Source organism: Enterobacter sp. 200527-13 (assembly GCF_027924865.1).
Classification (GTDB): Bacteria; Pseudomonadota; Gammaproteobacteria; order Enterobacterales; family Enterobacteriaceae; genus Enterobacter; species Enterobacter ludwigii.
In genome coordinates this window covers 1-26,319 of record NZ_BSCM01000017.1, presented here as the reverse complement: position 1 = coordinate 26,319, position 26,319 = coordinate 1, and the positions used below count along the sequence as shown (strand labels likewise).

Below are 26,319 nucleotides of genomic sequence, written 5' to 3'. Positions count from 1 at the left end.
GACGTGACCGGTACCATCGAACTGCCAGAAGGCGTTGAGATGGTAATGCCAGGCGACAACATCAAGATGGTTGTGACTCTGATCCACCCAATCGCGATGGACGACGGTCTGCGTTTCGCAATCCGTGAAGGCGGCCGTACCGTTGGCGCGGGCGTTGTTGCTAAAGTTCTGGGCTAATTACTTATCCCTGAATTAAAAAAGGACGCTTCGGCGTCCTTTTTTGTTTTCTGCCGTTGTGTGTCTGTCACAAATTTTCGCATTTTTCGTCCTCTCCCGCCCCGTATACGGGTGTTTGTGCTATTGTAATCATAACCATTCTCACTTACACTTTGCGCATATTTTGAACGGGAGTCTTTATGTACGTTTGTTTATGTAATGGTGTAAGTGACAAAAAAATACGTCAGGCCGTTCGCCAGTTTCAGCCACAGTCCTTCCAGCAGCTTCGCAAATTTGTTCCAGTGGGAAATCAATGCGGTAAATGTGTACGTGCTGCACGTGAGATCATGCAGGACGAATTGATGCAGATCCCGGAATACAAAGAGATTGCGTAAGCGCCCATCTTTTTTTTGACATCCCTGTAGCCCGATCTACGCTTCAATGAGTGGAAGCGGAGGGACTATATAATGAAAGGTGATGTTAAAATCATAAGTTATCTCAATAAATTATTGGGAAATGAGCTTGTCGCGATCAATCAGTATTTTCTCCATGCGAGAATGTTCAAAAACTGGGGCCTGATGCGCCTCAACGATGTTGAATATCACGAATCCATCGATGAGATGAAACATGCCGATAAATACATCGAGCGTATTTTATTCCTTGAAGGCATTCCTAACCTGCAGGATCTCGGCAAACTCGGCATCGGTGAAGATGTTGAAGAGATGCTTCGGTCCGACCTCAGGCTCGAGCTTGAAGGCGCAAAAGATCTCCGCGAAGCCATTGCCTATGCGGACAGTGTTCATGACTACGTCAGCCGCGATATGATGATCCAGATTCTGGCCGATGAAGAAGGGCATATCGACTGGCTTGAAACTGAGCTGGATCTCATCAGTAAAATTGGTCTGCAGAATTATCTTCAATCCCAGATTAAAGTGGCTGACTAAACAGCGTCTGCCAGCCAACACTTAAACCCGCTGCCGCCAGAAATGGCCCAAAAGGCAGTGGGTTTTTTAATGCCTGTTTATCAGGAGCCGGTAAAGCGAGAATGAGCTGGTAAAGAAGCGCCACCAATGCGGCGGTTAACACCAGTGCGGGCAATATGTGCCAACCGTGCCACGCCCCCAGTGCCGAAAGATATTTCACATCGCCATAGCCCATCCCTTCACGTCCAGTCAGAAGCCGGTAGCCCCAGTAGATAATCGCAAAGCTCACATACCCTGCCATCGCGCCAGTCACTGCGTTCGAAAGAAAGTCAGGATGAAGGCAACGCTGGAAGAGCAGGCCGGTCCATAAGAGGGGACAGAGGTATTTATCCGGGAGAAGGCCGGCACGAATATCTTCACGTACCAGTAAACCGGAGAGTGCGAAGTAAACGAGCAGAAAGGGGAGGGGAGTCAGCATACGCAAAGCCTCAAAGATGTTTGGTGCATACTCTTCTCATGATGCAAGGCCAGCAACGTCCGTACACAGGAATTGCGTGAGGGGTTCATAAGAAGAGATGAAAGCAGACAGGTTGCTGCAAATAATGGAATGCCCTACGCATCGCATGTCTTTGGCGCTTAATTTCTAAACGGCACTTGCGTCTTGCTCAGATTTACGTATAATGCGCGGGCTTGTCGTAGTTGACGGCGGGTTCAATCTGAACCGGAGTAGCTAATTTTGTTACTCAACAATGCTCCCAATCGGGGAGCTACGTAAGAACGGTTACACTCTCCCATCAATCGTAATGGGTTTGAGGAGTAATCATTTTCGTTTATAAAATAATTGGAGCTCTGGTCTCATGCAGAACCAAAGAATCCGTATCCGCCTTAAAGCGTTTGATCATCGTCTGATCGATCAATCAACCGCGGAAATCGTCGAGACTGCTAAGCGCACTGGTGCGCAAGTCCGTGGTCCGATCCCGCTGCCGACCCGCAAAGAGCGCTTTACCGTTCTGATCTCTCCGCACGTTAACAAAGATGCGCGTGATCAGTACGAAATCCGCACTCACAAGCGTCTGGTTGACATCGTTGAGCCAACTGAGAAAACCGTTGATGCTCTGATGCGTCTGGATCTGGCTGCCGGTGTAGACGTGCAGATCAGCCTGGGTTAATCAGGTCATCGAGCGATTGAGAGGTTGAAACAATGATTGGTTTAGTCGGTAAAAAAGTGGGAATGACCCGCATCTTCACTGAAGATGGCGTTTCTATCCCAGTAACCGTAATCGAAGTTGAAGCAAACCGCGTTACTCAGGTTAAAGATCTGGCTAACGATGGCTACCGCGCTGTTCAGGTTACCACCGGTGCTAAAAAAGCTAACCGTGTAACCAAACCAGAAGCGGGTCACTTCGCTAAAGCTGGCGTTGAAGCTGGCCGTGGTCTGTGGGAATTCCGTCTTGCTGAAGGCGAAGAGTTCACCGTAGGTCAAGACATTAGCGTTGAGCTGTTTGCTGACGTTAAAAAAGTTGACGTAACCGGTACCTCTAAAGGTAAAGGTTTTGCTGGTACCGTTAAGCGCTGGAACTTCCGTACCCAGGACGCTACTCACGGTAACTCCTTGTCTCACCGCGTTCCGGGTTCTATCGGTCAGAACCAGACTCCGGGCAAAGTGTTCAAAGGCAAGAAAATGGCAGGTCAGCTGGGTAACGAACGTGTAACCGTTCAGAGCCTGGACGTAGTACGTGTTGACGCTGAGCGCAACCTGCTGCTGGTTAAGGGTGCTGTTCCGGGTGCTACCGGTAGCGACCTGATCGTTAAACCAGCTGTGAAGGCGTAAGGGGATAGCAATGGAATTAGTATTGAAAGACGCGCAGAGCGCGCTGACTGTTTCCGAAACTACCTTCGGTCGTGATTTCAACGAAGCGCTGGTTCACCAGGTTGTTGTTGCTTATGCAGCTGGTGCTCGTCAGGGTACTCGTGCTCAGAAGACTCGTGCTGAAGTAACTGGTTCTGGCAAAAAGCCATGGCGCCAGAAAGGTACCGGCCGTGCGCGTTCAGGTTCTATCAAGAGCCCGATCTGGCGTTCAGGTGGCGTGACCTTCGCTGCGCGTCCACAGGACCACAGTCAAAAAGTTAACAAAAAGATGTACCGCGGCGCGCTGAAAAGCATTCTGTCCGAACTGGTACGTCAGGATCGTCTGATCGTTGTCGAGAAGTTCTCTGTAGAAGCGCCTAAAACTAAGCTGCTGGCACAGAAACTGAAAGACATGGCTCTGGAAGATGTGCTGATCATCACCGGTGAGCTGGACGAGAACCTGTTCCTGGCCGCACGTAACCTGCACAAGGTTGACGTACGCGATGCGACTGGTATCGACCCGGTTAGCCTGATCGCCTTCGACAAAGTCGTAATGACTGCTGATGCTGTTAAGCAAGTTGAGGAGATGCTGGCATGATTCGTGAAGAACGTCTGCTGAAGGTGCTTCGCGCACCGCACGTTTCTGAAAAAGCGTCTACTGCGATGGAAAAAACAAACACCATCGTTCTCAAAGTTGCTAAAGACGCGACCAAAGCAGAGATCAAAGCTGCTGTGCAGAAACTGTTTGAAGTCGAAGTCGAAGTCGTTAACACCCTGGTTGTTAAAGGGAAAGTTAAACGTCACGGACAGCGTATCGGTCGTCGTAGCGACTGGAAAAAAGCTTACGTCACCCTTAAAGAAGGCCAGAACCTGGACTTCGTTGGCGGCGCTGAGTAAGTCGGAGGAGTAATACAATGGCAGTTGTTAAATGTAAACCGACATCTCCGGGTCGTCGCCACGTAGTTAAAGTGGTTAACCCTGAGCTGCACAAGGGCAAACCTTTTGCTCCGTTGCTGGAAAAAAACAGCAAATCCGGTGGTCGTAACAACAATGGCCGTATCACCACTCGTCACATCGGTGGTGGCCACAAGCAGGCTTATCGTATTGTTGACTTCAAACGCAACAAAGACGGTATCCCAGCAGTTGTTGAACGTCTTGAGTACGATCCGAACCGTTCCGCGAACATCGCGCTGGTTCTGTACAAAGACGGTGAACGCCGTTACATCCTGGCCCCTAAAGGCCTGAAAGCTGGCGACCAGATTCAGTCTGGCGTTGATGCTGCAATCAAAGCAGGCAACACCCTGCCGATGCGCAATATCCCGGTTGGTTCTACCGTTCATAACGTAGAAATGAAACCAGGTAAAGGCGGTCAGCTGGCGCGTTCCGCGGGTACTTACGTTCAGATCGTTGCTCGTGACGGTGCTTATGTCACCCTGCGTCTGCGTTCTGGTGAAATGCGTAAAGTCGAAGCAGATTGCCGCGCTACTCTGGGCGAAGTTGGCAATGCTGAGCATATGCTGCGCGTTCTGGGTAAAGCTGGTGCTGCACGCTGGCGTGGTGTTCGTCCTACCGTTCGCGGTACTGCGATGAACCCAGTAGACCACCCACATGGTGGTGGTGAAGGTCGTAACTTTGGTAAGCACCCGGTAACTCCGTGGGGCGTTCAGACCAAAGGTAAGAAGACCCGCAGCAACAAGCGTACTGATAAATTTATCGTACGTCGCCGTAGCAAATAATTTTAGAGGATAAGCCATGCCACGTTCTCTCAAGAAAGGTCCTTTTATTGACCTGCACTTGCTGAAGAAGGTAGAGAAAGCGGTGGAAAGCGGAGACAAGAAGCCCCTGCGCACTTGGTCCCGTCGTTCAACGATCTTTCCTAACATGATCGGTTTGACCATCGCTGTCCATAATGGTCGTCAGCACGTTCCAGTCTTTGTTACCGACGAAATGGTTGGTCACAAACTGGGTGAATTCGCACCGACTCGTACTTATCGCGGCCACGCTGCTGATAAAAAAGCGAAGAAGAAATAAGGTAGGAGGAAGAGATGGAAACTTTAGCTCAACATCGCCATGCTCGTTCTTCTGCTCAGAAGGTTCGCCTTGTTGCTGACCTGATTCGCGGTAAGAAAGTGTCGCAGGCCCTGGACATCCTGACCTATACCAACAAGAAAGCTGCGGTATTGGTCAAGAAAGTACTGGAATCTGCCATTGCTAACGCTGAACACAACGATGGCGCTGACATCGACGATCTGAAAGTCGCGAAAATTTTCGTAGATGAAGGCCCAAGCATGAAGCGCATTATGCCGCGTGCGAAAGGTCGTGCAGATCGCATCCTGAAGCGCACCAGCCACATTACTGTGGTTGTGTCCGATCGCTGAGACTCTGGAGACTAGCAATGGGTCAGAAAGTACATCCTAATGGTATTCGCCTGGGTATTGTAAAACCATGGAACTCTACCTGGTTTGCGAACACCAAAGAATTCGCTGACAACCTGGACAGCGATTTTAAAGTACGTCAGTACCTGACTAAGGAACTGGCTAAAGCGTCTGTATCTCGTATCGTTATCGAGCGTCCAGCTAAGAGCATTCGTGTAACCATTCACACTGCTCGTCCTGGCATCGTTATCGGTAAGAAAGGCGAAGACGTAGAAAAACTGCGCAAGGTCGTAGCGGATATCGCTGGCGTTCCTGCACAGATCAATATCGCTGAAGTTCGTAAGCCTGAACTGGACGCTAAATTGGTTGCTGATAGCATCACTTCACAGCTGGAACGTCGTGTTATGTTCCGTCGTGCTATGAAGCGTGCTGTACAGAACGCAATGCGTCTGGGCGCTAAGGGTATCAAAGTTGAAGTTAGCGGCCGTCTGGGCGGCGCGGAAATCGCACGTACCGAATGGTACCGCGAAGGTCGCGTACCGCTGCACACTCTGCGTGCTGACATCGACTACAACACCTCTGAAGCGCACACCACTTACGGTGTAATCGGCGTTAAGGTATGGATCTTCAAAGGTGAGATCCTGGGTGGTATGGCTGCTGTTGAACAACCGGAAAAACCGGCTGCTCAACCTAAAAAGCAGCAGCGTAAAGGCCGTAAATAAGGAGCGTCGCTGATGTTACAACCAAAGCGTACAAAATTCCGTAAAGTGCACAAAGGCCGCAACCGTGGTCTGGCGCAGGGTACGGATGTTAGCTTCGGCACTTTCGGTCTGAAAGCTGTTGGCCGTGGTCGTCTGACTGCACGTCAGATCGAAGCAGCACGTCGTGCAATGACCCGTGCAGTTAAGCGTCAAGGTAAGATCTGGATCCGTGTATTCCCGGACAAACCGATCACCGAGAAGCCGCTGGAAGTTCGTATGGGTAAAGGTAAAGGTAACGTGGAGTACTGGGTTGCCTTGATCCAACCGGGCAAAGTCCTTTATGAAATGGACGGCGTTCCGGAAGAGCTGGCCCGTGAAGCCTTCGGCCTGGCAGCAGCGAAACTGCCTATCAAAACCACCTTTGTAACTAAGACGGTGATGTAATGAAAGCAAAAGAGCTGCGTGAAAAAAGCGTTGAAGAGCTGAACGCTGAGCTGCTGAACCTGCTGCGTGAGCAGTTCAACCTGCGTATGCAGGCTGCAAGTGGCCAGCTGCAACAGACTCACCTGCTGAAGCAAGTGCGTCGCAATGTTGCGCGCGTTAAGACTTTACTGACTCAGAAGGCGGGTGCGTAATGACCGATAAAATCCGTACTCTGCAAGGTCGTGTTGTTAGCGACAAAATGGAGAAATCCATCGTTGTAGCTATCGAACGTATTGTGAAACACCCGATCTACGGTAAATTCATCAAACGTACGACCAAACTGCACGTACATGACGAGAACAACGAATGTGGTATCGGCGACAAGGTTGAAATCCGTGAATGCCGTCCACTGTCCAAGACTAAGTCCTGGACGCTGGTTCGCGTTGTAGAGAAAGCGGTTCTGTAATAGAGTACGCATTCTCAATACGAATAAACGGCTCAGCGATGAGCCGTTTATTTTTTCTACCCATATTGTAGAAGCGGTGTTATAATGCCGCGCCCTCGATATGGGGCTTTTTAACGGCTCTGATTTTAGAGTCTCAGGTAGTAGTTGACATTAGCGGAGCACTAAAATGATCCAAGAACAGACTATGCTGAACGTCGCCGACAACTCCGGTGCACGTCGCGTAATGTGTATCAAGGTTCTGGGTGGCTCGCACCGTCGCTACGCAGGCGTAGGCGACATCATCAAGATCACCATCAAAGAAGCAATTCCACGTGGTAAGGTCAAAAAAGGTGATGTGCTGAAAGCGGTAGTGGTGCGCACCAAGAAGGGTGTTCGTCGCCCTGACGGTTCTGTCATTCGCTTCGATGGTAATGCATGCGTTATTTTGAACAATAACAGTGAGCAGCCAATCGGCACGCGTATCTTTGGGCCGGTAACTCGTGAACTTCGTACTGAAAAGTTCATGAAAATTATCTCTCTGGCACCAGAAGTACTCTAAGGAGCGAATCATGGCAGCGAAAATCCGTCGTGATGACGAAGTTATCGTGTTAACCGGTAAAGATAAAGGTAAACGCGGTAAAGTAAAAAATGTCCTGTCTTCCGGCAAGGTCATTGTTGAAGGTATCAACCTGGTTAAGAAACATCAGAAGCCGGTTCCGGCCCTGAACCAACCAGGCGGCATCGTTGAAAAAGAAGCTGCTATTCAGGTTTCTAACGTTGCAATCTTCAATGCGGCAACCGGCAAGGCTGACCGTGTAGGCTTTAGATTCGAAGACGGGAAAAAAGTCCGTTTCTTCAAGTCTAACAGCGAAACTATCAAGTAATTTGGAGTAGTACGATGGCGAAACTGCATGATTACTACAAAGACGAAGTAGTTAACAAACTCATGACTGAGTTTAACTACAATTCTGTCATGCAAGTCCCTCGGGTCGAGAAGATCACCCTGAACATGGGTGTTGGTGAAGCGATCGCTGACAAGAAACTGCTGGATAACGCAGCAGCTGACCTGACAGCAATCTCCGGTCAAAAACCGCTGATCACCAAAGCACGCAAATCTGTTGCAGGCTTCAAAATCCGTCAGGGCTATCCGATCGGCTGTAAAGTAACTCTGCGTGGCGAACGCATGTGGGAGTTCTTTGAGCGCCTGATCACTATTGCTGTACCACGTATCCGTGACTTCCGTGGCTTGTCCGCTAAGTCTTTCGACGGTCGTGGTAACTACAGCATGGGTGTCCGTGAGCAGATCATCTTCCCAGAGATCGACTACGATAAAGTCGACCGCGTGCGTGGTTTGGATATTACCATTACCACTACTGCGAAATCTGATGAAGAAGGCCGTGCTCTGCTGGCTGCCTTTGACTTCCCGTTCCGCAAGTAAGGTAGGGTTACTGAATGGCTAAGCAATCAATGAAAGCACGCGAAGTAAAACGCGTAGCTTTAGCTGATAAATTCTTCGCTAAACGCGCTGAACTGAAAGCGATCATTTCTGATGTGAACGCTTCCGACGAAGATCGTTGGAATGCGGTTCTCAAGCTGCAGTCTCTGCCGCGTGATTCCAGCCCGTCTCGTCAGCGTAACCGCTGTCGTCAAACAGGTCGTCCACATGGTTATGTGGGCAAGTTTGGGTTGAGCCGTATCAAACTGCGTGAAGCCGCCATGCGCGGTGAAGTACCAGGCTTGAAAAAGGCTAGCTGGTAATTACCAATTGAATCACGGGAGTAAAGACAGATGAGCATGCAAGATCCGATCGCGGATATGCTGACCCGTATCCGTAACGGTCAGGCCGCGAACAAAGTTGCGGTCACCATGCCTTCCGCCAAGCTGAAAGTGGCAATTGCCAACGTGCTGAAGGAAGAAGGTTTTATCGAAGATTTTAAAGTTGAAGGCGACACCAAGCCGGAACTGGAACTTACTCTCAAGTATTTCCAGGGTAAAGCTGTTGTAGAAAGCATTCAGCGTGTCAGCCGCCCAGGTCTGCGCATCTATAAGAAAAAAGATGAGCTGCCTAAAGTTATGGCTGGTCTTGGTATCGCAGTTGTTTCTACCTCTAAAGGTGTTATGACTGATCGTGCAGCGCGCCAGGCTGGTCTTGGTGGCGAAATTATCTGCTACGTAGCCTAATCGGAGGAAAGAATGTCTCGTGTTGCTAAAGCACCGGTCGTTATTCCTGCCGGCGTTGATGTAAAAATCGACGGTCAGGTTATTACGATCAAAGGTAAAAACGGCGAGCTGACTCGTACCCTCAACAAAGCTGTTGAAGTTAAACATGCAGATAACGCTCTGACCTTCGGTCCACGTGATGGTTTCGTGGATGGATGGGCTCAGGCTGGTACCGCGCGTGCCCTGCTGAACTCAATGGTTGTTGGTGTTACCGAAGGCTTCACTAAAAAGCTTCAACTGGTTGGTGTAGGTTATCGTGCAGCTATCAAAGGGAATGCAGTAGGCCTGTCTCTGGGCTTCTCACACCCTGTTGAGCATCCGCTGCCGGCCGGCATCACTGCAGAATGTCCGACCCAGACTGAAATCGTGCTGAAAGGCGCTGATAAACAGCTGATCGGTCAGGTTGCAGCAGATCTGCGCGCCTACCGTCGTCCTGAGCCTTATAAAGGCAAGGGTGTTCGTTACGCCGACGAAGTCGTGCGTACCAAAGAGGCTAAGAAGAAGTAAGGTAACACTATGGATAAGAAATCTGCTCGTATCCGTCGTGCGACCCGCGCACGCCGCAAGCTCAAAGAGCTGGGTGCAACTCGCCTGGTGGTACATCGTACCCCGCGTCATATTTACGCACAGGTCATTGCACCAAACGGTTCTGAAGTTCTGGTAGCTGCTTCTACTGTAGAAAAAGCTATTGCAGAGCAATTGAAGTACACCGGTAACAAAGACGCCGCTGCAGCTGTAGGTAAAGCTGTTGCAGAACGCGCTCTGGAAAAAGGCATCAGCAATGTTTCCTTTGACCGTTCCGGGTTCCAATATCATGGTCGTGTCCAGGCACTGGCAGATGCTGCCCGTGAAGCTGGCCTTCAGTTCTAAGGTAGAGGTGTAAGATGGCTCACATCGAAAAACAGGCTGGCGAACTGCAGGAAAAGCTGATCGCGGTTAACCGCGTATCTAAAACCGTTAAAGGTGGTCGTATTTTCTCCTTCACAGCTCTGACTGTAGTTGGCGATGGTAACGGTCGCGTTGGTTTTGGTTACGGTAAAGCGCGTGAAGTTCCAGCAGCGATCCAGAAAGCGATGGAAAAAGCCCGTCGCAATATGATTAACGTCGCGCTGAACAACGGTACCCTGCAGCACCCAGTTAAAGGTGTTCACACGGGTTCTCGTGTATTCATGCAGCCAGCTTCAGAAGGTACCGGTATCATCGCCGGTGGTGCAATGCGCGCCGTTCTGGAAGTTGCTGGGGTTCATAACGTTCTGGCTAAAGCATACGGTTCCACCAACCCGATTAACGTGGTTCGTGCAACTATTGATGGCCTGGAAAATATGAATTCTCCAGAAATGGTCGCTGCCAAGCGTGGTAAATCCGTTGAAGAAATTCTGGGGTAATTGACCATGGCAAAGACTATTAAAATCACTCAAACCCGCAGTGCAATCGGTCGTCTGCCGAAACACAAGGCAACGCTGCTTGGCCTGGGTCTGCGTCGTATTGGTCATACCGTTGAGCGCGAGGATACTCCCGCTGTTCGTGGTATGGTCAACGCGGTTTACTTCATGGTTAAAGTTGAGGAGTAAGAGATGCGTTTAAATACTCTGTCTCCGGCCGAAGGCTCTAAAAAGGCGGGTAAACGCCTGGGTCGTGGTATCGGTTCTGGCCTCGGCAAAACCGGTGGTCGTGGTCACAAAGGTCAGAACTCTCGTTCTGGCGGTGGCGTACGTCGCGGTTTCGAGGGTGGCCAGATGCCACTGTACCGTCGTCTGCCGAAGTTCGGCTTCACTTCTCGCAAAGCAGCGATTACAGCGGAAATCCGTCTGTCTGACCTGGCGAAAGTTGAAGGCGGCGTTGTAGACCTGAACACGCTGAAAGCGGCAAACATTATCGGTATCCAGATCGAGTTCGCGAAAGTGATCCTGGCTGGTGAAGTTTCTACTCCGGTAACTGTTCGTGGCCTGCGTGTTACTAAAGGTGCTCGTGCTGCTATCGAAGCCGCTGGCGGTAAAATTGAGGAATAAGTAGCAGATGGCTAAGCAACCGGGATTAGATTTTCAAAGTGCCAAAGGTGGATTTGGCGAGCTGAAACGCAGACTGCTGTTTGTTATCGGCGCGCTGATTGTGTTCCGTGTTGGCTCTTTTATTCCGATCCCTGGTATCGATGCCGCTGTACTTGCCAAACTGCTTGAGCAACAGCGAGGCACCATCATTGAAATGTTTAACATGTTCTCTGGTGGTGCTCTCAGCCGTGCTTCTATCTTCGCTCTGGGTATCATGCCGTATATTTCGGCATCGATTATTATCCAGCTGCTGACGGTCGTTCATCCGGCCCTGGCAGAACTGAAGAAAGAAGGGGAGTCTGGACGTCGTAAGATAAGCCAGTACACCCGTTACGGCACTCTGGTGCTGGCAATATTCCAGTCGATCGGTATTGCTACCGGTCTGCCGAATATGCCTGGTATGCAGGGCCTGGTATTAAACCCAGGCTTTGCATTCTATTTCACCGCTGTTGTAAGTCTGGTCACAGGAACAATGTTCCTGATGTGGCTCGGCGAACAGATTACTGAGCGTGGTATCGGTAACGGTATCTCAATCATTATCTTCGCTGGTATCGTTGCGGGTCTCCCGCCAGCCATTGCCCACACTATCGAGCAAGCGCGTCAAGGCGACCTGCACTTCCTCCTGTTGCTGTTGGTTGCAGTATTAGTATTTGCAGTGACGTTCTTTGTTGTCTTCGTCGAACGTGGTCAACGCCGCATTGTGGTGAACTACGCTAAGCGTCAACAAGGTCGTCGTGTCTATGCTGCACAGAGCACACATTTACCGCTGAAAGTGAACATGGCGGGGGTTATCCCGGCTATCTTCGCTTCCAGTATTATTCTGTTCCCGGCAACCATCGCGTCATGGTTCGGGGGCGGTACTGGTTGGAACTGGCTGACAACAATTTCGCTGTATTTGCAGCCTGGGCAACCACTTTATGTGTTACTCTATGCGTCTGCGATCATCTTCTTCTGTTTCTTCTACACGGCGTTGGTTTTCAACCCGCGTGAAACAGCAGATAACCTGAAGAAGTCCGGTGCATTTGTACCAGGAATTCGTCCGGGAGAGCAAACGGCGAAGTATATCGATAAAGTAATGACTCGCCTGACTTTGGTTGGTGCGCTTTATATTACTTTTATCTGCCTGATCCCGGAGTTCATGCGTGATGCAATGAAGGTACCGTTCTACTTCGGTGGGACCTCACTGCTTATCGTTGTTGTCGTGATTATGGACTTTATGGCTCAAGTGCAAACTCTGATGATGTCCAGTCAGTATGAGTCTGCATTGAAGAAGGCGAACCTGAAAGGCTACGGCCGCTAAATGGTCGCCTGAGAAGTTACGGAGAGTAAAAATGAAAGTTCGTGCTTCCGTCAAGAAATTATGCCGTAACTGCAAAATCGTTAAGCGTGATGGTGTCATCCGTGTGATTTGCAGTGCCGAGCCGAAGCATAAACAGCGCCAAGGCTGATTATTTCGCATATTTTTCTTGCAAAGTTGGGTTGAGCTGGCTAGATTAGCCAGCCAATCTTTTGTATGTCTGTACGTTTCCATTTGAGTATCCTGAAAACGGGCTTTTCAGCATGGTGCGTACATATTAAATAGTAGGAGTGCATAGTGGCCCGTATAGCAGGCATTAACATTCCTGATCAGAAACATGCTGTGATCGCATTAACTTCGATCTATGGCGTCGGCAAGACCCGTTCCAAAGCCATTCTGGCTGCAGCGGGTATCGCTGAAGATGTTAAGATCAGTGAGCTGTCTGAAGAACAAATCGACACGCTGCGTGACGAAGTTGCCAAATTTGTCGTTGAAGGTGATCTGCGCCGTGAAATAAGCATGAGCATCAAGCGCCTGATGGATCTTGGTTGCTATCGCGGTTTGCGTCATCGTCGTGGTCTGCCAGTGCGCGGTCAGCGTACTAAGACCAACGCACGTACCCGTAAGGGTCCGCGCAAACCGATCAAGAAATAATCGGGGTGATTGAATAATGGCAAAGGCACCAGTTCGTGCACGTAAACGTGTAAGAAAACAAGTCTCTGACGGCGTGGCTCATATCCATGCTTCTTTCAACAACACCATCGTTACTATTACTGATCGTCAGGGTAACGCTTTGGGTTGGGCAACAGCCGGTGGTTCCGGTTTCCGTGGTTCTCGCAAATCCACTCCGTTTGCAGCTCAGGTTGCAGCAGAGCGTTGCGCAGAAGCCGTAAAAGAATACGGCATCAAGAATCTGGAAGTTATGGTTAAAGGTCCGGGTCCGGGTCGTGAATCTACTGTTCGCGCTCTGAACGCCGCTGGTTTCCGCATCACGAATATTACTGATGTGACTCCGATCCCTCATAACGGTTGTCGTCCGCCGAAAAAACGTCGCGTATAACGCTCGTTTTTTAGGTTAGTTGGAGATAGAAAATGGCAAGATATTTGGGTCCTAAGCTCAAGCTGAGCCGTCGTGAGGGCACCGACTTATTCCTTAAGTCTGGCGTTCGCGCGATCGATACCAAGTGTAAAATTGAACAAGCTCCTGGCCAGCACGGTGCGCGTAAACCGCGTCTGTCTGACTATGGTGTGCAGTTGCGTGAAAAGCAAAAAGTTCGCCGTATGTACGGTGTGCTGGAGCGTCAGTTCCGTAACTACTATAAAGAAGCAGCACGTCTGAAAGGCAACACAGGTGAAAACCTGCTGGCTCTGCTGGAAGGTCGTCTGGACAACGTTGTTTACCGTATGGGCTTCGGCGCGACTCGTGCTGAATCACGCCAGTTGGTTAGCCATAAAGCAATCATGGTAAACGGTCGTGTTGTTAACATCGCTTCTTATCAGGTTAAAGCGAATGACGTTGTTAGCATTCGTGAGAAAGCGAAAAAGCAATCTCGCGTGAAAGCCGCTCTGGAGCTGGCTGAGCAGCGTGAAAAGCCAACCTGGCTGGAAGTTGATGCTGGCAAGATGGAAGGTACGTTCAAGCGTCAGCCAGAACGTTCTGATCTGTCTGCGGACATTAACGAACACCTGATCGTCGAGCTTTACTCCAAGTAAAGCTTAGTACCAAAGAGAGGACACAATGCAGGGTTCTGTGACAGAGTTTCTAAAACCGCGCCTGGTAGATATCGAGCAAGTGAGTTCGACGCACGCCAAGGTGACCCTTGAGCCTTTAGAGCGTGGCTTTGGCCATACTCTGGGTAACGCACTGCGCCGTATTCTGCTCTCATCGATGCCGGGTTGCGCGGTGACCGAGGTTGAGATTGATGGTGTACTTCATGAGTACAGCACCAAAGAAGGCGTTCAGGAAGATATCCTTGAAATCCTGCTCAACCTGAAAGGGCTGGCGGTGAGAGTTCAGGGTAAAGATGAAGTTATTCTTACTCTGAATAAATCTGGCATTGGCCCTGTGACTGCAGCCGACATCACCCACGACGGTGATGTTGAAATCGTCAAGCCGCAGCACGTGATCTGCCACCTGACCGATGAGAACGCAGCGATTAGCATGCGTATCAAAGTTCAGCGCGGTCGTGGTTATGTGCCGGCTTCTGCCCGAATTCATTCGGAAGAAGATGAGCGCCCAATCGGCCGTCTGCTGGTCGACGCATGCTACAGCCCTGTAGAGCGTATTGCCTACAATGTTGAAGCAGCGCGTGTAGAACAGCGTACCGACCTGGACAAGCTGGTCATCGAAATGGAAACCAACGGCACAATCGATCCTGAAGAGGCGATTCGTCGTGCGGCAACCATCCTGGCAGAACAACTGGAAGCTTTCGTTGACTTACGTGATGTTCGTCAGCCGGAAGTGAAAGAAGAGAAACCAGAATTCGATCCGATCCTGCTGCGCCCTGTTGACGATCTCGAATTGACTGTCCGCTCTGCTAACTGCCTCAAGGCAGAAGCTATCCACTATATCGGTGATCTGGTACAGCGTACCGAGGTTGAGTTGCTGAAAACGCCGAACCTGGGTAAAAAATCTCTTACCGAGATTAAAGACGTGCTGGCTTCACGTGGTCTGTCTCTGGGCATGCGCCTGGAAAACTGGCCACCAGCAAGCATTGCTGACGAGTAACCGGATCACAGGTTAAGGTTTTACTGAGAAGGATAAGGTCATGCGCCATCGTAAGAGTGGTCGTCAACTGAACCGCAACAGCAGCCATCGCCAGGCTATGTTCCGCAACATGGCAGGTTCACTGGTTCGTCATGAAATCATCAAGACGACCCTGCCTAAAGCGAAAGAGCTGCGTCGCGTAGTTGAGCCGCTGATTACTCTTGCCAAGACTGACAGCGTTGCAAATCGTCGTCTGGCATTCGCCCGTACTCGTGATAACGAGATCGTGGCAAAACTGTTTAACGAACTGGGTCCGCGTTTCGCGAGCCGTGCCGGTGGTTACACTCGTATTCTGAAGTGTGGCTTCCGTGCAGGCGACAACGCTCCGATGGCTTACATCGAGCTGGTTGATCGTTCAGAATCTAAAGCAGAAGCTGCTACAGAGTAATCTGTAGTAACGTAAAAAAACCCGCTTCGGCGGGTTTTTTTATATCCGCTGAATCCCCACTTCTCTACAATATCTGTATCTTTTCTGTTCATCCTCTGGAGTTATTCATGTGGTTGCTCGACCAGTGGGCAGAACGCCATATCAGCGATGCTCAGCGAAAAGGCGAATTTGATAACCTTGCGGGACGCGGCGAGCCGTTAGTGCTTGATGATGATTCGCATGTTGCCCCTGAATTACGGGCCGGATATCGCTTACTCAAAAATGCCGGTTGTTTACCACCGGAACTGGAGCAGCGTAAAGAGGCCATGCAACTGGCTGACCTGCTGAAAGGGATTCGCAAGGATGATCCCAGCCACCGTGAAATTAGCCGTCGACTGGCTCTCATCGAACTCAAAATGCGTCAGGCTGGAATGAGCACAGACTTTTTGCACGGTGAGTACAGTGACAGGCTAATGCAGAAAATAAATGAGGAATAACCATGTACCGTATCGGTGAACTTGCCAGGCTTGCTAACGTAACGCCGGACACTATCCGCTATTACGAAAAGCAGCAGATGATTGATCACGAGGTTCGTACTGAAGGTGGATTTCGACTCTATACCGATCATGACCTGCAGCGCTTACGGTTTATCCGCTACGCTCGCCAGCTTGGTTTCACGCTGGACTCGATCCGCGAGTTACTTTCGATCCGCATCGATCCTGAACACCATACTTGCCAGGAGTCGAAGAGCATCGTACAGGCGAGGCTTGATGAAGTTGAAGCGCGTATACAGGAACTGCAGAGCATGCAGCGTTCTCTGCAACGGTTGAATGACGCCTGCTGCGGTACAGCCCATAGCAGTATTTATTGTTCAATTCTTGAAGCCCTTGAACAGGGGGCCAGTGGAACCCAGGGCAGTTGATTTTTACTTCATCCGGGACTAGACTCCCCTCGACATACACCATGCTCAGGAGAAATTATGAGCCGCTATCAGCATACGAAAGGGCAAATTCAGGACAATGCCATTGAGGCACTGCTCCACGACCCGCTTTTCAGGCAGCGTATTGAGAAGAATAAAAAAGGAAAAGGGAGTTATTTACGAAAAGGGAAACATGCAAAACGGGGTAACTGGGAGGCCAGTGGCAAGCAAGCGAATCGCTTTTTTACCACTGGCCTTCCTTTTTTCAACGTCTGATTAAGAGCGGTTATTTTGCTCTTTCAAAAGATCGCGAATTTCAGTCAATAACACTTCTTCTTTTGTCGGGGCAGGCGGCGCAGCCGGTTCTTCAGCCTTTTTACGGTTAAGCTTATTGATAAGCTTGATAGCCATAAAAATGGCGAACGCCACGATCACGAAATCAAATATGTTCTGAATGAAAACGCCATAATGCATAACAACGGCAGGGACATCACCCTGTGCATCCCGAAGCGTCACGGCAAACTGTTTAAAATCAATGCCCCCGATTAACAGCCCGAGGGGAGGCATAATAATGTCGGCTACCAGTGATGAAACGATCTTACCGAACGCTGCACCGATAATGACACCCACTGCCAGATCCACCACATTCCCGCGCATCGCAAATTCGCGAAATTCTTTAACTAAACTCATTTTCTTCTCCTTGAGCCAACTGACGATTATAAGTTTAACAAATGATTAGTTAATTTCCATTGGGGATAATTAATCGTTATGAAAAATAAAAGGCATGGGAATAAGAGGGTTAATAATCAGGTGCTCTTTTATAAGCACCTGATTGATTACAGGAAGAATGGACTTGGCTGGAATAAACGTTCGACGTCGGTAATAAACTTTTTATCGGTAAGGAACATAATGACGTGGTCGCCTTGCTCGATACGTAAATTATCATTAGCAATCATTACGTCGTTTCCACGCACCACGGCACCAATAATTGTTCCCGGTGGCAGTTTAATTTCATCGATAGCGCGGCCCACAACGCGTGATGTGGTTTCATCACCATGAGCAACGGCCTCAATGGCTTCAGCCACACCGCGGCGAAGGGAGGATACGCCAACAATATCCGCTTTACGAACATGGCTCAGCAGGGCTGAAATGGTTGCTTGCTGTGGTGATATCGCGATATCAATAACGCTTCCCTGCACGAGGTCAACGTAGGCGCGGCGTTGAATAAGCACCATGACCTTTTTTGCCCCCATACGTTTGGCGAGCATGGCGGACATAATGTTCGCCTCGTCGTCGTTAGTAACGGCAATAAACAGATCAACTTGATCAATATGCTCTTCTGCCAGCAGCTCTTGATCAGAGGCATCGCCATAAAACACGATGGTGTTTTGCAGCTTTTCAGCCAGCTCAGCCGCGCGCTGTTGATCGCGCTCGATCAGCTTCACGCTGTAGTCTTTTTCCAGCCGGTGCGCGAGACCCGCGCCGATATTACCACCGCCAACGAGCATAATGCGTTTATACGGTTTTTCGAGACGCTGCAGTTCGCTCATTACCGCGCGAATATGCTGAGATGCCGCGATGAAGAAGACTTCATCACCTGCCTCGACTATGGTTGAACCCTGTGGGCGAATTGGCCTGTCATGGCGGAAAATGGCTGCAACGCGGGTATCAATATGCGGCATATGCTCACGCATGGTGGAGAGCGCATTACCGATCAATGGGCCGCCGTAATAGGCCTTAACGACCGCCAGGCTCACTTTACCTTCGGCGAAGTTCACCACCTGCAGCGCACCAGGATATTCGATCAGGCGGTAGATATTGTCGATAACCAGCTGTTCTGGGGCGATAAGATGGTCGATAGGAACCGCTTCGGAATTAAACAGCTTCTCTGCATCCCGGACATAGTCCGGGGAGCGGATGCGCGCGATCCGGTTCGGCGTGTTGAACAGCGAATAGGCCACCTGACATGCCACCATGTTGGTTTCGTCAGAACTGGTCACCGCAACCAGCATGTCAGCATCGTCGGCGCCCGCTTCACGCAGGACACGCGGGTGCGAGCCATGACCTTGCACGACGCGAAGGTCAAATTTGTCCTGTAAAACACGCAGCCGATCGCCATTGGTATCGACAATCGTGATGTCATTATTTTCGCCAACAAGGTTTTCAGCCAGCGTCCCACCAACCTGTCCGGCACCCAGAATGATTATCTTCATATCTCGTGACCTGTTCTCAACATCACTCTTTGATTAGCTTAGCGTAAAAGAAGCCATCACCTTCTTCAGCGGCCGGCAGATTCTGCAGGCCTGGGCGTTCAGGCGTGCCCGTGTCGTGTAGCACTGCATCCGGGGTACGTTTAAGGAAGGCTGCAATCTGTTGGCTGTTTTCTTCCGGAAGGACCGAACAGGTCGCATAGACCAACGTGCCTCCTGGCTTCAGGTGTGGCCAAATGGCATCAAGAATATCGGATTGCAGTTGAGTCAGTTCCTTGATATCGCGATCGCGACGCAACCACTTGATATCCGGGTGGCGACGAATAACGCCGGTTGCTGAGCAGGGAGCATCCAGCAAGATGCGATCGAATTGCGTTTCACCACACCATTCTGCGGGTTTGCGGCCATCGCCTTGCTTAACCTGCGCTTTCATTCCCAGGCGCTTAAGGTTGTCATAGACGCGTGAAAGACGCTGCTCATCGACATCCACGGCCATGACGTTTGCCTGAGGGGCCACTTCCAGAATATGCGTCGTCTTACCGCCTGGCGCGGCGCAGAGATCGAGGATGTGCTCGCCGTTTTTAGGTTCCAGCCAGGCCATGCAGCCCTGCGCGGAAGCATCTTGTACGGTCACCCAGCCTTCATCAAAACCGGGTAAAGCATGTACCGGCGCAGGAGAGGCTAAACGCACAGCGTCAGGATATGCTTCATGTGTGAAGCCGCTCATTCCAGCCTCTTCCAGTAAAGCCAGCCAGGCGTCGCGCGTATGGTGATTACGGTTGACGCGTAACCACATCGGCGGACGCTGATTATTCGCGTCGGCAATTGCCTGCCACTGCTCTGGCCAGGCTTTTTTAAGGCGATTCAGGAGCCAGTCAGGATGCAGATAACGTGCTTCACTTTGCCCGAACTCAGCCAGAAGTTCTTCCTGCTGTCGCTGGAACTGGCGCAGAACGCCATTAATCAACCCTTTCAGCATAGGACGTTTAATCACAACGGCACCTTCCACTGTCTCAGCCAGTGCGGCATGAGGCGGGATACGCGTGTGAAGAAGCTGATAGAAGCCAACCATAATCAAATAATGCACGGTGCGCTGCTTGCCGGTCATTGGACGTGACATCAGCTTATTAACCAGCCACTCGAGCTGAGAAAGCGTGCGCAGGACGCCAAAACAGAGCTCCTGAAGCAGGGCTTTGTCTTTGTCGGACACTTTTTGCTGCAAAGCTGGCAGGATATTGCTCAATGACTGGCCCTGCTCGACAACCTGCTCAACGGCCTGAGCCGCCATACTGCGTAAATTTTGTTTTTTCATAACCGTAAAAATAAAAATGCCCGGAAACACCGGGCGCTAAAATTAAATGAGGTCAGGCAAGGCGATTGCCCGGGATAAACCATTCGCGACGAGAATTTAACAAATCCTGTGCGCTCATCGCCTTCTTACCCGCAGGTTGTAGCGATTCCAGATTCAGGATCCCTTGTGCGGTAGCTACCTGAATACCGTTCTTGCTGGCGTCGATAATCGTACCGGGCTCAGCCGTTGTGTGACCGTCAATAAGGGAGGCTTTCCAGACTTTCACCGGCTGCTCATCGATAACCATCCAGCTCATCGGCCATGGATTAAAGGCGCGAATGCAGCGTTCAAGTTGAGCCGCTGACAGAGACCAGTCAATCCGGGCTTCTTCTTTACTCAGTTTTTCAGCGTAAGTGACCAGCGCTTCATCCTGAACTTCAGGTTTCGCCGTATTATTCGCAATCTGCTGGAGGGTTTCAATCAGCCCTTGCGGGCCAAGCTCTGCCAGCTTGTCATACAAGGTGGCACTGGTATCCTCGGCCGTAATGGGGCAGGCCAGTTTATAAAGCATGTCACCGGTGTCTAAACCTACATCCATCTTCATGATTGTGACGCCCGTTTCAGCATCACCCGCCCATAAAGAGCGCTGAATAGGTGCTGCCCCACGCCAGCGTGGAAGCAGAGAACCATGCACGTTAATGCAACCCAGGCGAGGCATATCAAGCACAGCTTTTGGCAGAATTAAACCGTAAGCCACCACCACCATTACATCGGCATTCAGGTCAGCGACAAGCTGCTGGTTTTCCTGAGGGCGCAAGGATGCTGGCTGGAAAACAGGTAACCCATGCTCTTCTGCCAGCACCTTAACAGGACCTGGCATCAGTTTTTTACCACGGCCAGCCGGGCGATCCGGTTGGGTAAACACGCCAATAACCTGGTGGCCAGAAGATAACAGCGCGTCAAGATGACGCGCTGCAAAATCAGGGGTTCCCGCGAAGATAATACGTAGTGATTTAGACACGATGATCCTTGTATCCGGGGGGACGTTATGCGCGAGAACGCAAACGATCCAGTTTCTCTACTTTCTGACGAATGCGTTGCTGCTTCAGCGGCGAGAGATAATCGATAAACAGTTTACCGACCAGATGATCCATCTCATGCTGAATACAGATCGCCAGCAGGTCGTCAGCTTCCAGTTCGAACGGATTGCCGTCACGATCCAGGGCGCGAATTTTCACTTTTTCGGCACGCGGCACTAAAGCACGCTGTTCCGGAATAGACAGACAACCTTCCTCAATACCTGTTTCGCCACTCTTCTCGAGCAGCTCAGGATTGATTAACACCAGGCGGCCATCGCGATTTTCAGATACGTCGATCACGATGATACGCTTGTGAATGTCGACCTGAGTGGCCGCAAGACCAATACCTTCTTCGGCGTACATGGTATCGAACATATCATCAACGATACGCTGAATTTCTGCATTCACTTCTTTTACCGGTTCAGCGACGATGCGAAGGCGCTCGTCCGGAATATGTAACACTTGCAAAACTGCCATAAATTTCCAGAGTCGTGTTCAGGAGTTGATAAGAATATTGTCTCCTATTCTAGACAAAACCCCCATCGATTGACAGCATCAGTGACCAATCGCAATGATTGCGGAGGCCGCTTATGGCAGGGGAAAGGATGACGTCGACTGAGTTATGGCTACGGTTAATACACACCGGTTCTCTTTATGGCGATGTGATGCTGGAAGCGGCAGCACGATTGCACAACCAGACAACCATTGATGGTCCCGTTGTCAGAGACGCCGGTCTGTCTGTCAAACAGGCTGCATGGTTCTTTGCGTTCAGAGAAAGTGAGCTGGAAAGTAGCCTGCTCTGGCTTGAGCAGCCGGGTAACTATCTGATCACGGCGGATCATCCCCTTTATCCCCCCTTACTCCGGACGATCCCGGATTATCCAGGCGCAGTCTTTGTTAAAGGCAACCCTAATGTATTGAATGCAGTTCAACTGGCGGTTGTTGGCAGCCGCGCGCCGTCATGGTACGGCGAGCGATGGGGAAAAATTCTCTGTGAACAGCTTTCTCAAAGTGGTTTAACGATCACCAGCGGGCTGGCCTGCGGTATTGACGGTGTCGCCCACAACGCTGCGCTATCGGCAAAAGGGCGTAGCGTTGCGGTGCTGGGTAACGGTCTCTTTAGTATTTATCCTCGTCGGCATCAGGCGCTGGCTGCGCGGCTTATCGATTCTGGTGGCGCGATAGTGTCTGAGTTTCCGCTATCAGCGCAGCCCCGGCCGGGACACTTTCCCCGGCGTAATCGAATTATCAGCGGGCTAAGTCAGGGGGTGTTCGTGGTTGAAGCAGCGGTACGCAGCGGTTCGCTTGTTACCGCACGGTGCGCGCTTGAGCAGGGGCGAGACGTGTTTGCCTTACCCGGCCCAATTGGTAACCCGGGCTGCGAAGGGCCACACTGGCTGATAAAGCAGGGTGCAACACCGGTAACGGAAGTCAGAGACATTCTTGAAAATTTGCAATATGGATTGCAATGGCTGCAGGAAGATCCCGAAAAGCGACATTATTCATCAGATCAGGGAAAGGTGGCATTGCCATTTCCCAAGCTCCTGGCTAACGTAGGAGATGAGGTAACACCTGTTGACGTTGTCGCTGAACGTGCCGGCCAACCTGTGCCAGTTACGGTAGCACAGCTACTCGAACTGGAGTTAGCAGGATGGATCGCAGCTGTACCCGGCGGCTATGTCCGATTAAGGAGGGCAAGCCATGTTCGACGTACTGATGTATTTGTTTGAGACTTACATCCATAACGAAGCAGAAATGCGAGTGGATCAGGACAAATTGACACAGGATCTTACCGATGCGGGGTTTGAGCGGGAAGATATCTATAATGCGTTGATGTGGCTGGAAAAACTGGCTGATTATCAGGAAGGCCTCGCCGAACCGATGCAGTTAGCTTCTGACCCATTGTCTGTGCGCATCTACACAGCTGAAGAGTGTGAAAGGCTGGACGCGAGCTGCCGGGGATTCATTTTATTCCTTGAGCAGATTCAGGTGCTAAACCTCGAAACGAGAGAGATGGTGATAGAGCGCGTTATGGCGCTGGATACGGCAGATTTCGAACTGGAAGACCTCAAGTGGGTCATTCTGATGGTTCTGTTTAATATTCCAGGCTGTGAAAATGCCTATCAGCAAATGGAAGAATTACTCTTTGAAGTGAATGAAGGTATGCTGCATTAATTCAATGTGCAGCACCAAGAGTTGTTATGGCCAAATCAGCACTATTCACGGTGCATAAAAATGAGCCCTGCCCGCAGTGCGGGGCTGAACTTGTTATTCGGTCCGGGAAACACGGCCCGTTTCTCGGTTGTTCCCACTATCCGGAATGTGATTATGTCCGTCCCCTGAAAAGCCAGGCGGATGGACATATCGTCAAAATTCTGGAGGGGCAGCTTTGCCCTCTTTGCGGCGGCGAGTTAGCGCTACGTCAGGGTCGTTTCGGCATGTTTATTGGCTGTAGCCACTATCCTGAATGTGAACATACAGAACAAATTGATAAACCTGATGAAACGGCTATTGCCTGTCCTCAATGCCAGCGTGGACAGCTCGTGCAGCGCCGTTCTCGTTTTGGTAAGACCTTTCATTCCTGCGATCGCTATCCTGAATGTCAGTTTGTTATCAATTTCAAACCGGTAGCGGGTATCTGCTCTCATTGCAATTATCCGCTACTTATAGAGAAAAAAACGGCGCAAGGTTTGAAACGCTTCTGCGCCAGTAAACAATGTGGAAAGCCGGTTCCGGCGGATCAAAACAGTGAAGAATAACCTGCCATCAGGCTCTATTGCTCATGCGGTGGATGTCCTGAAAAATGAAGAAGTCATCGCCTATCCAACTGAAGCTGTTTTTGGGGTCGGTTGCGATCCTGACAGCGAAACGGCCGTTGGCCGACTGCTCACACTTAAACAGAGGCCAGTCGAAAAAGGGCTTATTTTAATCGCTGCTAACTATGAGCAGCTTAAGCCTTATATCGATGATTCCATGCTAACGCCGGAGCAGCGGGAGACTATTTTCTCAGCATGGCCCGGCCCCGTGACCTTTGTTTTCCCGGCGAAGCCGACAACGCCGCGCTGGTTGACCGGGCGCTTTGATTCCCTCGCAGTGCGCGTGACGGACCATCCGATGGTGGTCGAGCTTTGCCTGGCCTTTGGGAAACCACTGGTCTCAACCAGCGCGAATCTGACCGGGCAGCCACCTTGCCGTACAACCGATGAAGTACGGGCGCAGTTTGGGAATGATTTCCCGGTTGCCGTCGGTGAGACGGGAGGGCGCCTCAATCCGTCTGAAATCCGCGACGCCTTGACCGGCGAACGTTTTCGCCAGGGGTAATCCAATGGAAACCTATGCTGTTTTTGGTAATCCGATAGCACACAGCAAGTCACCGTTAATCCATCAACTGTTTGCCGAGCAACTGCAAATAAATCATCCCTATGGCCGCGTGCTGGCACCCGTTGATGCATTTATTCCTGCGCTGGAGGGTTTCTTCAACGCGGGTGGCAAAGGTGCGAATGTAACGGTACCGTTTAAAGAGGAAGCCTTCGAACGTGCGGATGAACTCACCGAGCGTGCTTCCCTTGCGGGTGCAGTGAATACCTTAAAACGGCTTGAGGATGGACGCCTGCTGGGAGATAACACTGACGGAATTGGTTTACTAAGCGATCTGGAAAGGCTCTCGTTTATTAAGCCTGGTTTCAGGGTTCTGCTGATTGGTGCGGGCGGAGCGTCACGGGGAGTATTGCTGCCTCTGCTGTCACTGGATTGCGCGGTGACCATTACAAACAGGACCTTCTCGCGGGCAGAAACGCTGGCTGCGTTGTTCGCACATACCGGCAGCGTGAGCGCGGTCGCCCTGGATGAACTTGCCGATCGTGAGTTTGATCTGATCATCAACGCCACCTCCAGCGGTATCGGTGGTGACGTGCCGGCGATCCCTGCTTCGCTGGTAAGTGCCCATATTTACTTCTACGACATGTTCTATCAGAAAGGGAAGACACCTTTTTTGGACTGGTGTGAACAGCACGGCGGAAAACACGTAGCCGATGGGCTGGGAATGCTGGTGGGGCAGGCGGCACACGCGGTGCTGCTCTGGCACGGTGTATTGCCTTTGGTCGAACCGGTCATTGAAAAGCTGAAAAGGGAGCTCACGGCGTGAATCAGGCAATTCATTTTCCGGACAGGGAAAGCTGGGACGAGAGTAAACAGGCGGTCTGTTTCCCGGTGCTGGTGCATGGAATGCAACTTACCTGTGCCATTCGTGGGGAAACGCTGTTGCGTCGCTTTGGTGGTTCAGACCCGTTAGAGGTGTTTTGTGAAAATCGCTGGGATCTTGAAGAGGAAGCCAGCGATTTAATCCGCGATCAGCAGGAAGACGATCAGGGTTGGGTCTGGGTATCCTGACTCAGATAGTCATTCTTCCATTTAACGTAGTTATTCGCCGAGTATTTTAATCCTTCGATCTCTGCCTCCTTCAGGGGGCGGATCTGTTTTACCGGGCTTCCCAAATAGAGATAGCCGCTCTCCAGTCTTTTGTTCTGGGGAACAAGGCTGCCTGCGCCAATCATCACGTCATCTTCTACAATGACGCCATCCAGCAAAATCGACCCCATGCCAACAAGAACCCGATTACCAATAGTGCAGCCGTGAAGCATCACTTTATGGCCGACGGTGACATCTTCTCCAATGATGAGTGGATTGCCCTGGGGGTTATAGGAGGATTTGTGGGTTACGTGCAGAACGCTACCGTCCTGAATATTGGTGCGTGCACCAATGGTCACATGGTTTACATCCCCCCGGATGGCGACGAGCGGCCAGATACTGACGTCATCGGCCATTCGAACATCGCCGATGACCACGCTGCTGGCATCGATCATCACGCGATCGCCTTTTTGGGGGAAAAGATCTTTATAAGGACGTAATACTGCGGACATATCTACCTCGAACGATGAGCACTATATAGAAGACTTGATCATATTATTGGATCGAGGCAAGGCAAAAAGCGTCAATATTTAAGCATATTGGGTGGGATTTCAGCGAAAAGCGCGGAAAATCGACAGTTGGAAAAAAAGATCCAAAAAGTACTTGTGCTAAAAATTGGGATCCCTATAATGCGCCTCCATCGACACGGCGGATGTGAATCACTTCACAGTTAACCCGGTCGGTTGAAGAGAAAAAATCCTGAACTTCAGGGTTGACTCTGAAAGAGGAAAGCGTAATATACGCCACCTCGCGACGGTGAGCTGTAAGCCGCGTCGCAACTG

The 26,319-nt window shown here is 50.7% G+C and carries 46 protein-coding genes and 1 pseudogene; 40 read left to right on the top strand and 7 right to left on the bottom strand.

Annotated elements, in window-relative coordinates; translation table 11 throughout:
* The 3 genes and pseudogenes from tuf to bfr form a co-directional block, all read left to right on the top strand.
* A pseudogene (gene tuf, locus QMG44_RS24040) lies at positions 1-177 on the top strand (elongation factor Tu); the annotation flags it as partial.
* A 179-nt stretch (positions 178-356) separates the two neighbouring features.
* Positions 357-551, top strand: coding sequence for a bacterioferritin-associated ferredoxin (bfd, locus tag QMG44_RS24035; RefSeq protein WP_008503493.1), 195 nt, complete (start codon positions 357-359; stop codon positions 549-551).
* Between the two features lie 72 nt (positions 552-623).
* The gene (bfr, locus tag QMG44_RS24030; protein WP_014171902.1) at positions 624-1,100 is read left to right on the top strand and encodes a bacterioferritin; all 477 of its coding nucleotides are present in this window, start codon (positions 624-626) and stop codon (positions 1,098-1,100) included.
* Here bfr and QMG44_RS24025 read toward each other — a convergent pair.
* The gene (locus QMG44_RS24025) at positions 1,084-1,557 is read right to left on the bottom strand and encodes an A24 family peptidase (RefSeq protein WP_086532955.1); all 474 of its coding nucleotides are present in this window, start codon (positions 1,555-1,557) and stop codon (positions 1,084-1,086) included. The genes bfr and QMG44_RS24025 overlap by 17 nt on opposite strands.
* 379 nt (positions 1,558-1,936) lie before the next feature.
* On the opposite strand from QMG44_RS24025, the gene rpsJ reads away from it, so the two are divergent.
* The 31 genes from rpsJ (at position 1,937) to QMG44_RS23870 (ending at position 16,766) form a co-directional block, all read left to right on the top strand.
* Positions 1,937-2,248, top strand: a complete 312-nt coding sequence (rpsJ, locus tag QMG44_RS24020) for a 30S ribosomal protein S10 (protein WP_001181005.1) — start codon at positions 1,937-1,939, stop codon at positions 2,246-2,248.
* 32 nt (positions 2,249-2,280) lie between these two features.
* Entirely contained in the window at positions 2,281-2,910 is a 630-nt protein-coding gene (gene rplC / locus QMG44_RS24015; protein WP_006178923.1) for a 50S ribosomal protein L3, read from the top strand.
* A 10-nt stretch (positions 2,911-2,920) separates the two neighbouring features.
* Complete coding sequence (gene rplD, locus QMG44_RS24010; protein ID WP_000424395.1) at positions 2,921-3,526, top strand: 50S ribosomal protein L4; 606 nt, start codon at positions 2,921-2,923, stop codon at positions 3,524-3,526.
* Complete coding sequence (gene rplW / locus QMG44_RS24005) at positions 3,523-3,825, top strand: 50S ribosomal protein L23 (RefSeq protein WP_000617546.1); 303 nt, start codon at positions 3,523-3,525, stop codon at positions 3,823-3,825. The genes rplD and rplW overlap by 4 nt, the downstream gene beginning before the upstream one ends.
* Before the next feature lie 17 nt (positions 3,826-3,842).
* Positions 3,843-4,664 carry a 50S ribosomal protein L2 gene (gene rplB, locus QMG44_RS24000; protein WP_000301859.1) on the top strand — a complete coding sequence of 274 codons (822 nt, stop codon included), beginning with the start codon at positions 3,843-3,845 and terminating at the stop codon, positions 4,662-4,664.
* 16 nt (positions 4,665-4,680) lie between these two features.
* Positions 4,681-4,959, top strand: a complete 279-nt coding sequence (gene rpsS, locus QMG44_RS23995; protein ID WP_001138117.1) for a 30S ribosomal protein S19 — start codon at positions 4,681-4,683, stop codon at positions 4,957-4,959.
* Positions 4,960-4,973: 14 nt separating this feature from the next.
* The gene (gene rplV / locus QMG44_RS23990) at positions 4,974-5,306 is read left to right on the top strand and encodes a 50S ribosomal protein L22 (protein WP_002919773.1); all 333 of its coding nucleotides are present in this window, start codon (positions 4,974-4,976) and stop codon (positions 5,304-5,306) included.
* Between the two features lie 17 nt (positions 5,307-5,323).
* Entirely contained in the window at positions 5,324-6,025 is a 702-nt protein-coding gene (rpsC, locus tag QMG44_RS23985) for a 30S ribosomal protein S3 (RefSeq protein ID WP_000529945.1), read from the top strand.
* A gap of 12 nt (positions 6,026-6,037) precedes the next feature.
* On the top strand, positions 6,038-6,448 hold the full coding sequence (rplP, locus tag QMG44_RS23980; RefSeq protein ID WP_002919759.1) for a 50S ribosomal protein L16: 411 nt from the start codon (positions 6,038-6,040) through the stop codon (positions 6,446-6,448).
* Positions 6,448-6,639 (top strand): 50S ribosomal protein L29, encoded by a 192-nt coding sequence (rpmC, locus tag QMG44_RS23975; RefSeq protein ID WP_003863282.1) that lies wholly within the window; start codon positions 6,448-6,450, stop codon positions 6,637-6,639. Before rplP ends, rpmC begins: the two co-directional genes overlap by 1 nt.
* The gene (gene rpsQ / locus QMG44_RS23970; protein ID WP_008503489.1) at positions 6,639-6,893 is read left to right on the top strand and encodes a 30S ribosomal protein S17; all 255 of its coding nucleotides are present in this window, start codon (positions 6,639-6,641) and stop codon (positions 6,891-6,893) included. Before rpmC ends, rpsQ begins: the two co-directional genes overlap by 1 nt.
* Before the next feature lie 166 nt (positions 6,894-7,059).
* On the top strand, positions 7,060-7,431 hold the full coding sequence (gene rplN, locus QMG44_RS23965) for a 50S ribosomal protein L14 (protein WP_002919748.1): 372 nt from the start codon (positions 7,060-7,062) through the stop codon (positions 7,429-7,431).
* A 10-nt stretch (positions 7,432-7,441) separates the two neighbouring features.
* Positions 7,442-7,756, top strand: coding sequence for a 50S ribosomal protein L24 (gene rplX / locus QMG44_RS23960; protein ID WP_000729185.1), 315 nt, complete (start codon positions 7,442-7,444; stop codon positions 7,754-7,756).
* A 14-nt stretch (positions 7,757-7,770) separates the two neighbouring features.
* Positions 7,771-8,310 (top strand): 50S ribosomal protein L5, encoded by a 540-nt coding sequence (gene rplE / locus QMG44_RS23955; RefSeq protein ID WP_001096206.1) that lies wholly within the window; start codon positions 7,771-7,773, stop codon positions 8,308-8,310.
* Positions 8,311-8,324: 14 nt separating this feature from the next.
* Entirely contained in the window at positions 8,325-8,630 is a 306-nt protein-coding gene (rpsN, locus tag QMG44_RS23950) for a 30S ribosomal protein S14 (RefSeq protein ID WP_003863291.1), read from the top strand.
* A gap of 30 nt (positions 8,631-8,660) precedes the next feature.
* The gene (gene rpsH / locus QMG44_RS23945) at positions 8,661-9,053 is read left to right on the top strand and encodes a 30S ribosomal protein S8 (protein ID WP_006178918.1); all 393 of its coding nucleotides are present in this window, start codon (positions 8,661-8,663) and stop codon (positions 9,051-9,053) included.
* Between the two features lie 12 nt (positions 9,054-9,065).
* Positions 9,066-9,599, top strand: a complete 534-nt coding sequence (rplF, locus tag QMG44_RS23940) for a 50S ribosomal protein L6 (RefSeq protein ID WP_003863296.1) — start codon at positions 9,066-9,068, stop codon at positions 9,597-9,599.
* A gap of 9 nt (positions 9,600-9,608) precedes the next feature.
* Positions 9,609-9,962 (top strand): 50S ribosomal protein L18, encoded by a 354-nt coding sequence (gene rplR, locus QMG44_RS23935; RefSeq protein WP_013099023.1) that lies wholly within the window; start codon positions 9,609-9,611, stop codon positions 9,960-9,962.
* 14 nt (positions 9,963-9,976) lie between these two features.
* On the top strand, positions 9,977-10,477 hold the full coding sequence (rpsE, locus tag QMG44_RS23930; protein WP_003863299.1) for a 30S ribosomal protein S5: 501 nt from the start codon (positions 9,977-9,979) through the stop codon (positions 10,475-10,477).
* Positions 10,478-10,483: 6 nt separating this feature from the next.
* Positions 10,484-10,663 carry a 50S ribosomal protein L30 gene (gene rpmD, locus QMG44_RS23925; protein WP_003863301.1) on the top strand — a complete coding sequence of 60 codons (180 nt, stop codon included), beginning with the start codon at positions 10,484-10,486 and terminating at the stop codon, positions 10,661-10,663.
* A gap of 3 nt (positions 10,664-10,666) precedes the next feature.
* The gene (gene rplO / locus QMG44_RS23920) at positions 10,667-11,101 is read left to right on the top strand and encodes a 50S ribosomal protein L15 (protein ID WP_003863304.1); all 435 of its coding nucleotides are present in this window, start codon (positions 10,667-10,669) and stop codon (positions 11,099-11,101) included.
* Positions 11,102-11,108: 7 nt separating this feature from the next.
* Positions 11,109-12,440 (top strand): preprotein translocase subunit SecY, encoded by a 1,332-nt coding sequence (secY, locus tag QMG44_RS23915; protein WP_014171896.1) that lies wholly within the window; start codon positions 11,109-11,111, stop codon positions 12,438-12,440.
* 31 nt (positions 12,441-12,471) lie between these two features.
* Entirely contained in the window at positions 12,472-12,588 is a 117-nt protein-coding gene (gene rpmJ / locus QMG44_RS23910; protein ID WP_000868187.1) for a 50S ribosomal protein L36, read from the top strand.
* A 146-nt stretch (positions 12,589-12,734) separates the two neighbouring features.
* Positions 12,735-13,091, top strand: a complete 357-nt coding sequence (gene rpsM, locus QMG44_RS23905; RefSeq protein ID WP_003863308.1) for a 30S ribosomal protein S13 — start codon at positions 12,735-12,737, stop codon at positions 13,089-13,091.
* A gap of 16 nt (positions 13,092-13,107) precedes the next feature.
* Positions 13,108-13,497, top strand: a complete 390-nt coding sequence (gene rpsK, locus QMG44_RS23900) for a 30S ribosomal protein S11 (protein ID WP_003863312.1) — start codon at positions 13,108-13,110, stop codon at positions 13,495-13,497.
* A 32-nt stretch (positions 13,498-13,529) separates the two neighbouring features.
* Complete coding sequence (rpsD, locus tag QMG44_RS23895; protein ID WP_004868345.1) at positions 13,530-14,150, top strand: 30S ribosomal protein S4; 621 nt, start codon at positions 13,530-13,532, stop codon at positions 14,148-14,150.
* 25 nt (positions 14,151-14,175) lie between these two features.
* A complete protein-coding gene (locus QMG44_RS23890) occupies positions 14,176-15,165 on the top strand; it encodes a DNA-directed RNA polymerase subunit alpha (protein ID WP_002919219.1) in 990 nt (329 codons plus the stop codon).
* 40 nt (positions 15,166-15,205) lie between these two features.
* A complete protein-coding gene (gene rplQ / locus QMG44_RS23885) occupies positions 15,206-15,592 on the top strand; it encodes a 50S ribosomal protein L17 (RefSeq protein WP_086532954.1) in 387 nt (128 codons plus the stop codon).
* A 107-nt stretch (positions 15,593-15,699) separates the two neighbouring features.
* Positions 15,700-16,068 carry a DUF1992 domain-containing protein gene (locus QMG44_RS23880; RefSeq protein WP_014171895.1) on the top strand — a complete coding sequence of 123 codons (369 nt, stop codon included), beginning with the start codon at positions 15,700-15,702 and terminating at the stop codon, positions 16,066-16,068.
* Positions 16,069-16,070: 2 nt separating this feature from the next.
* The gene (zntR, locus tag QMG44_RS23875) at positions 16,071-16,493 is read left to right on the top strand and encodes a Zn(2+)-responsive transcriptional regulator (protein WP_086532953.1); all 423 of its coding nucleotides are present in this window, start codon (positions 16,071-16,073) and stop codon (positions 16,491-16,493) included.
* Positions 16,494-16,550: 57 nt separating this feature from the next.
* Entirely contained in the window at positions 16,551-16,766 is a 216-nt protein-coding gene (locus QMG44_RS23870; protein ID WP_014171893.1) for an alternative ribosome-rescue factor A, read from the top strand.
* Here QMG44_RS23870 and mscL read toward each other — a convergent pair whose 3' ends face one another.
* The 5 genes from mscL to def all read right to left on the bottom strand — a co-directional run bounded on the left by mscL (position 16,767) and on the right by def (position 21,547).
* Positions 16,767-17,180: a large-conductance mechanosensitive channel protein MscL gene (gene mscL / locus QMG44_RS23865; RefSeq protein ID WP_014171892.1), complete on the bottom strand. Its 414-nt coding sequence runs from the start codon at positions 17,178-17,180 to the stop codon at positions 16,767-16,769.
* Between the two features lie 146 nt (positions 17,181-17,326).
* Positions 17,327-18,703 (bottom strand): Trk system potassium transporter TrkA, encoded by a 1,377-nt coding sequence (trkA, locus tag QMG44_RS23860; protein ID WP_014171891.1) that lies wholly within the window; start codon positions 18,701-18,703, stop codon positions 17,327-17,329.
* A gap of 22 nt (positions 18,704-18,725) precedes the next feature.
* Positions 18,726-20,012 carry a 16S rRNA (cytosine(967)-C(5))-methyltransferase RsmB gene (gene rsmB / locus QMG44_RS23855; protein WP_025202890.1) on the bottom strand — a complete coding sequence of 429 codons (1,287 nt, stop codon included), beginning with the start codon at positions 20,010-20,012 and terminating at the stop codon, positions 18,726-18,728.
* 52 nt (positions 20,013-20,064) lie between these two features.
* Positions 20,065-21,012, bottom strand: a complete 948-nt coding sequence (gene fmt / locus QMG44_RS23850; RefSeq protein WP_025202891.1) for a methionyl-tRNA formyltransferase — start codon at positions 21,010-21,012, stop codon at positions 20,065-20,067.
* A gap of 25 nt (positions 21,013-21,037) precedes the next feature.
* Entirely contained in the window at positions 21,038-21,547 is a 510-nt protein-coding gene (def, locus tag QMG44_RS23845) for a peptide deformylase (protein WP_008503479.1), read from the bottom strand.
* A 128-nt stretch (positions 21,548-21,675) separates the two neighbouring features.
* On the opposite strand from def, the gene dprA reads away from it, so the two are divergent.
* The 6 genes from dprA to QMG44_RS23815 are packed head-to-tail and all read left to right on the top strand — an operon-like array spanning position 21,676 to position 25,459.
* Entirely contained in the window at positions 21,676-22,800 is a 1,125-nt protein-coding gene (dprA, locus tag QMG44_RS23840) for a DNA-protecting protein DprA (RefSeq protein ID WP_025202892.1), read from the top strand.
* Positions 22,772-23,245 (top strand): DUF494 family protein Smg, encoded by a 474-nt coding sequence (gene smg / locus QMG44_RS23835; RefSeq protein ID WP_014171887.1) that lies wholly within the window; start codon positions 22,772-22,774, stop codon positions 23,243-23,245. The genes dprA and smg overlap by 29 nt, the downstream gene beginning before the upstream one ends.
* A gap of 26 nt (positions 23,246-23,271) precedes the next feature.
* On the top strand, positions 23,272-23,829 hold the full coding sequence (locus QMG44_RS23830) for a type I DNA topoisomerase (RefSeq protein ID WP_086532952.1): 558 nt from the start codon (positions 23,272-23,274) through the stop codon (positions 23,827-23,829).
* The gene (gene tsaC, locus QMG44_RS23825) at positions 23,819-24,391 is read left to right on the top strand and encodes an L-threonylcarbamoyladenylate synthase type 1 TsaC (protein WP_086532951.1); all 573 of its coding nucleotides are present in this window, start codon (positions 23,819-23,821) and stop codon (positions 24,389-24,391) included. The genes QMG44_RS23830 and tsaC overlap by 11 nt, the downstream gene beginning before the upstream one ends.
* Before the next feature lie 4 nt (positions 24,392-24,395).
* Positions 24,396-25,214: a shikimate dehydrogenase gene (gene aroE, locus QMG44_RS23820; RefSeq protein ID WP_086532950.1), complete on the top strand. Its 819-nt coding sequence runs from the start codon at positions 24,396-24,398 to the stop codon at positions 25,212-25,214.
* Positions 25,211-25,459 (top strand): DUF1488 domain-containing protein, encoded by a 249-nt coding sequence (locus QMG44_RS23815; RefSeq protein ID WP_014171883.1) that lies wholly within the window; start codon positions 25,211-25,213, stop codon positions 25,457-25,459. Before aroE ends, QMG44_RS23815 begins: the two co-directional genes overlap by 4 nt.
* Here QMG44_RS23815 and QMG44_RS23810 read toward each other — a convergent pair.
* On the bottom strand, positions 25,435-25,989 hold the full coding sequence (locus QMG44_RS23810; protein WP_040018166.1) for a gamma carbonic anhydrase family protein: 555 nt from the start codon (positions 25,987-25,989) through the stop codon (positions 25,435-25,437). The two genes, QMG44_RS23815 and QMG44_RS23810, sit on opposite strands and share 25 nt — an antisense overlap.
* Positions 25,990-26,319: the final 330 nt, after the last annotated feature.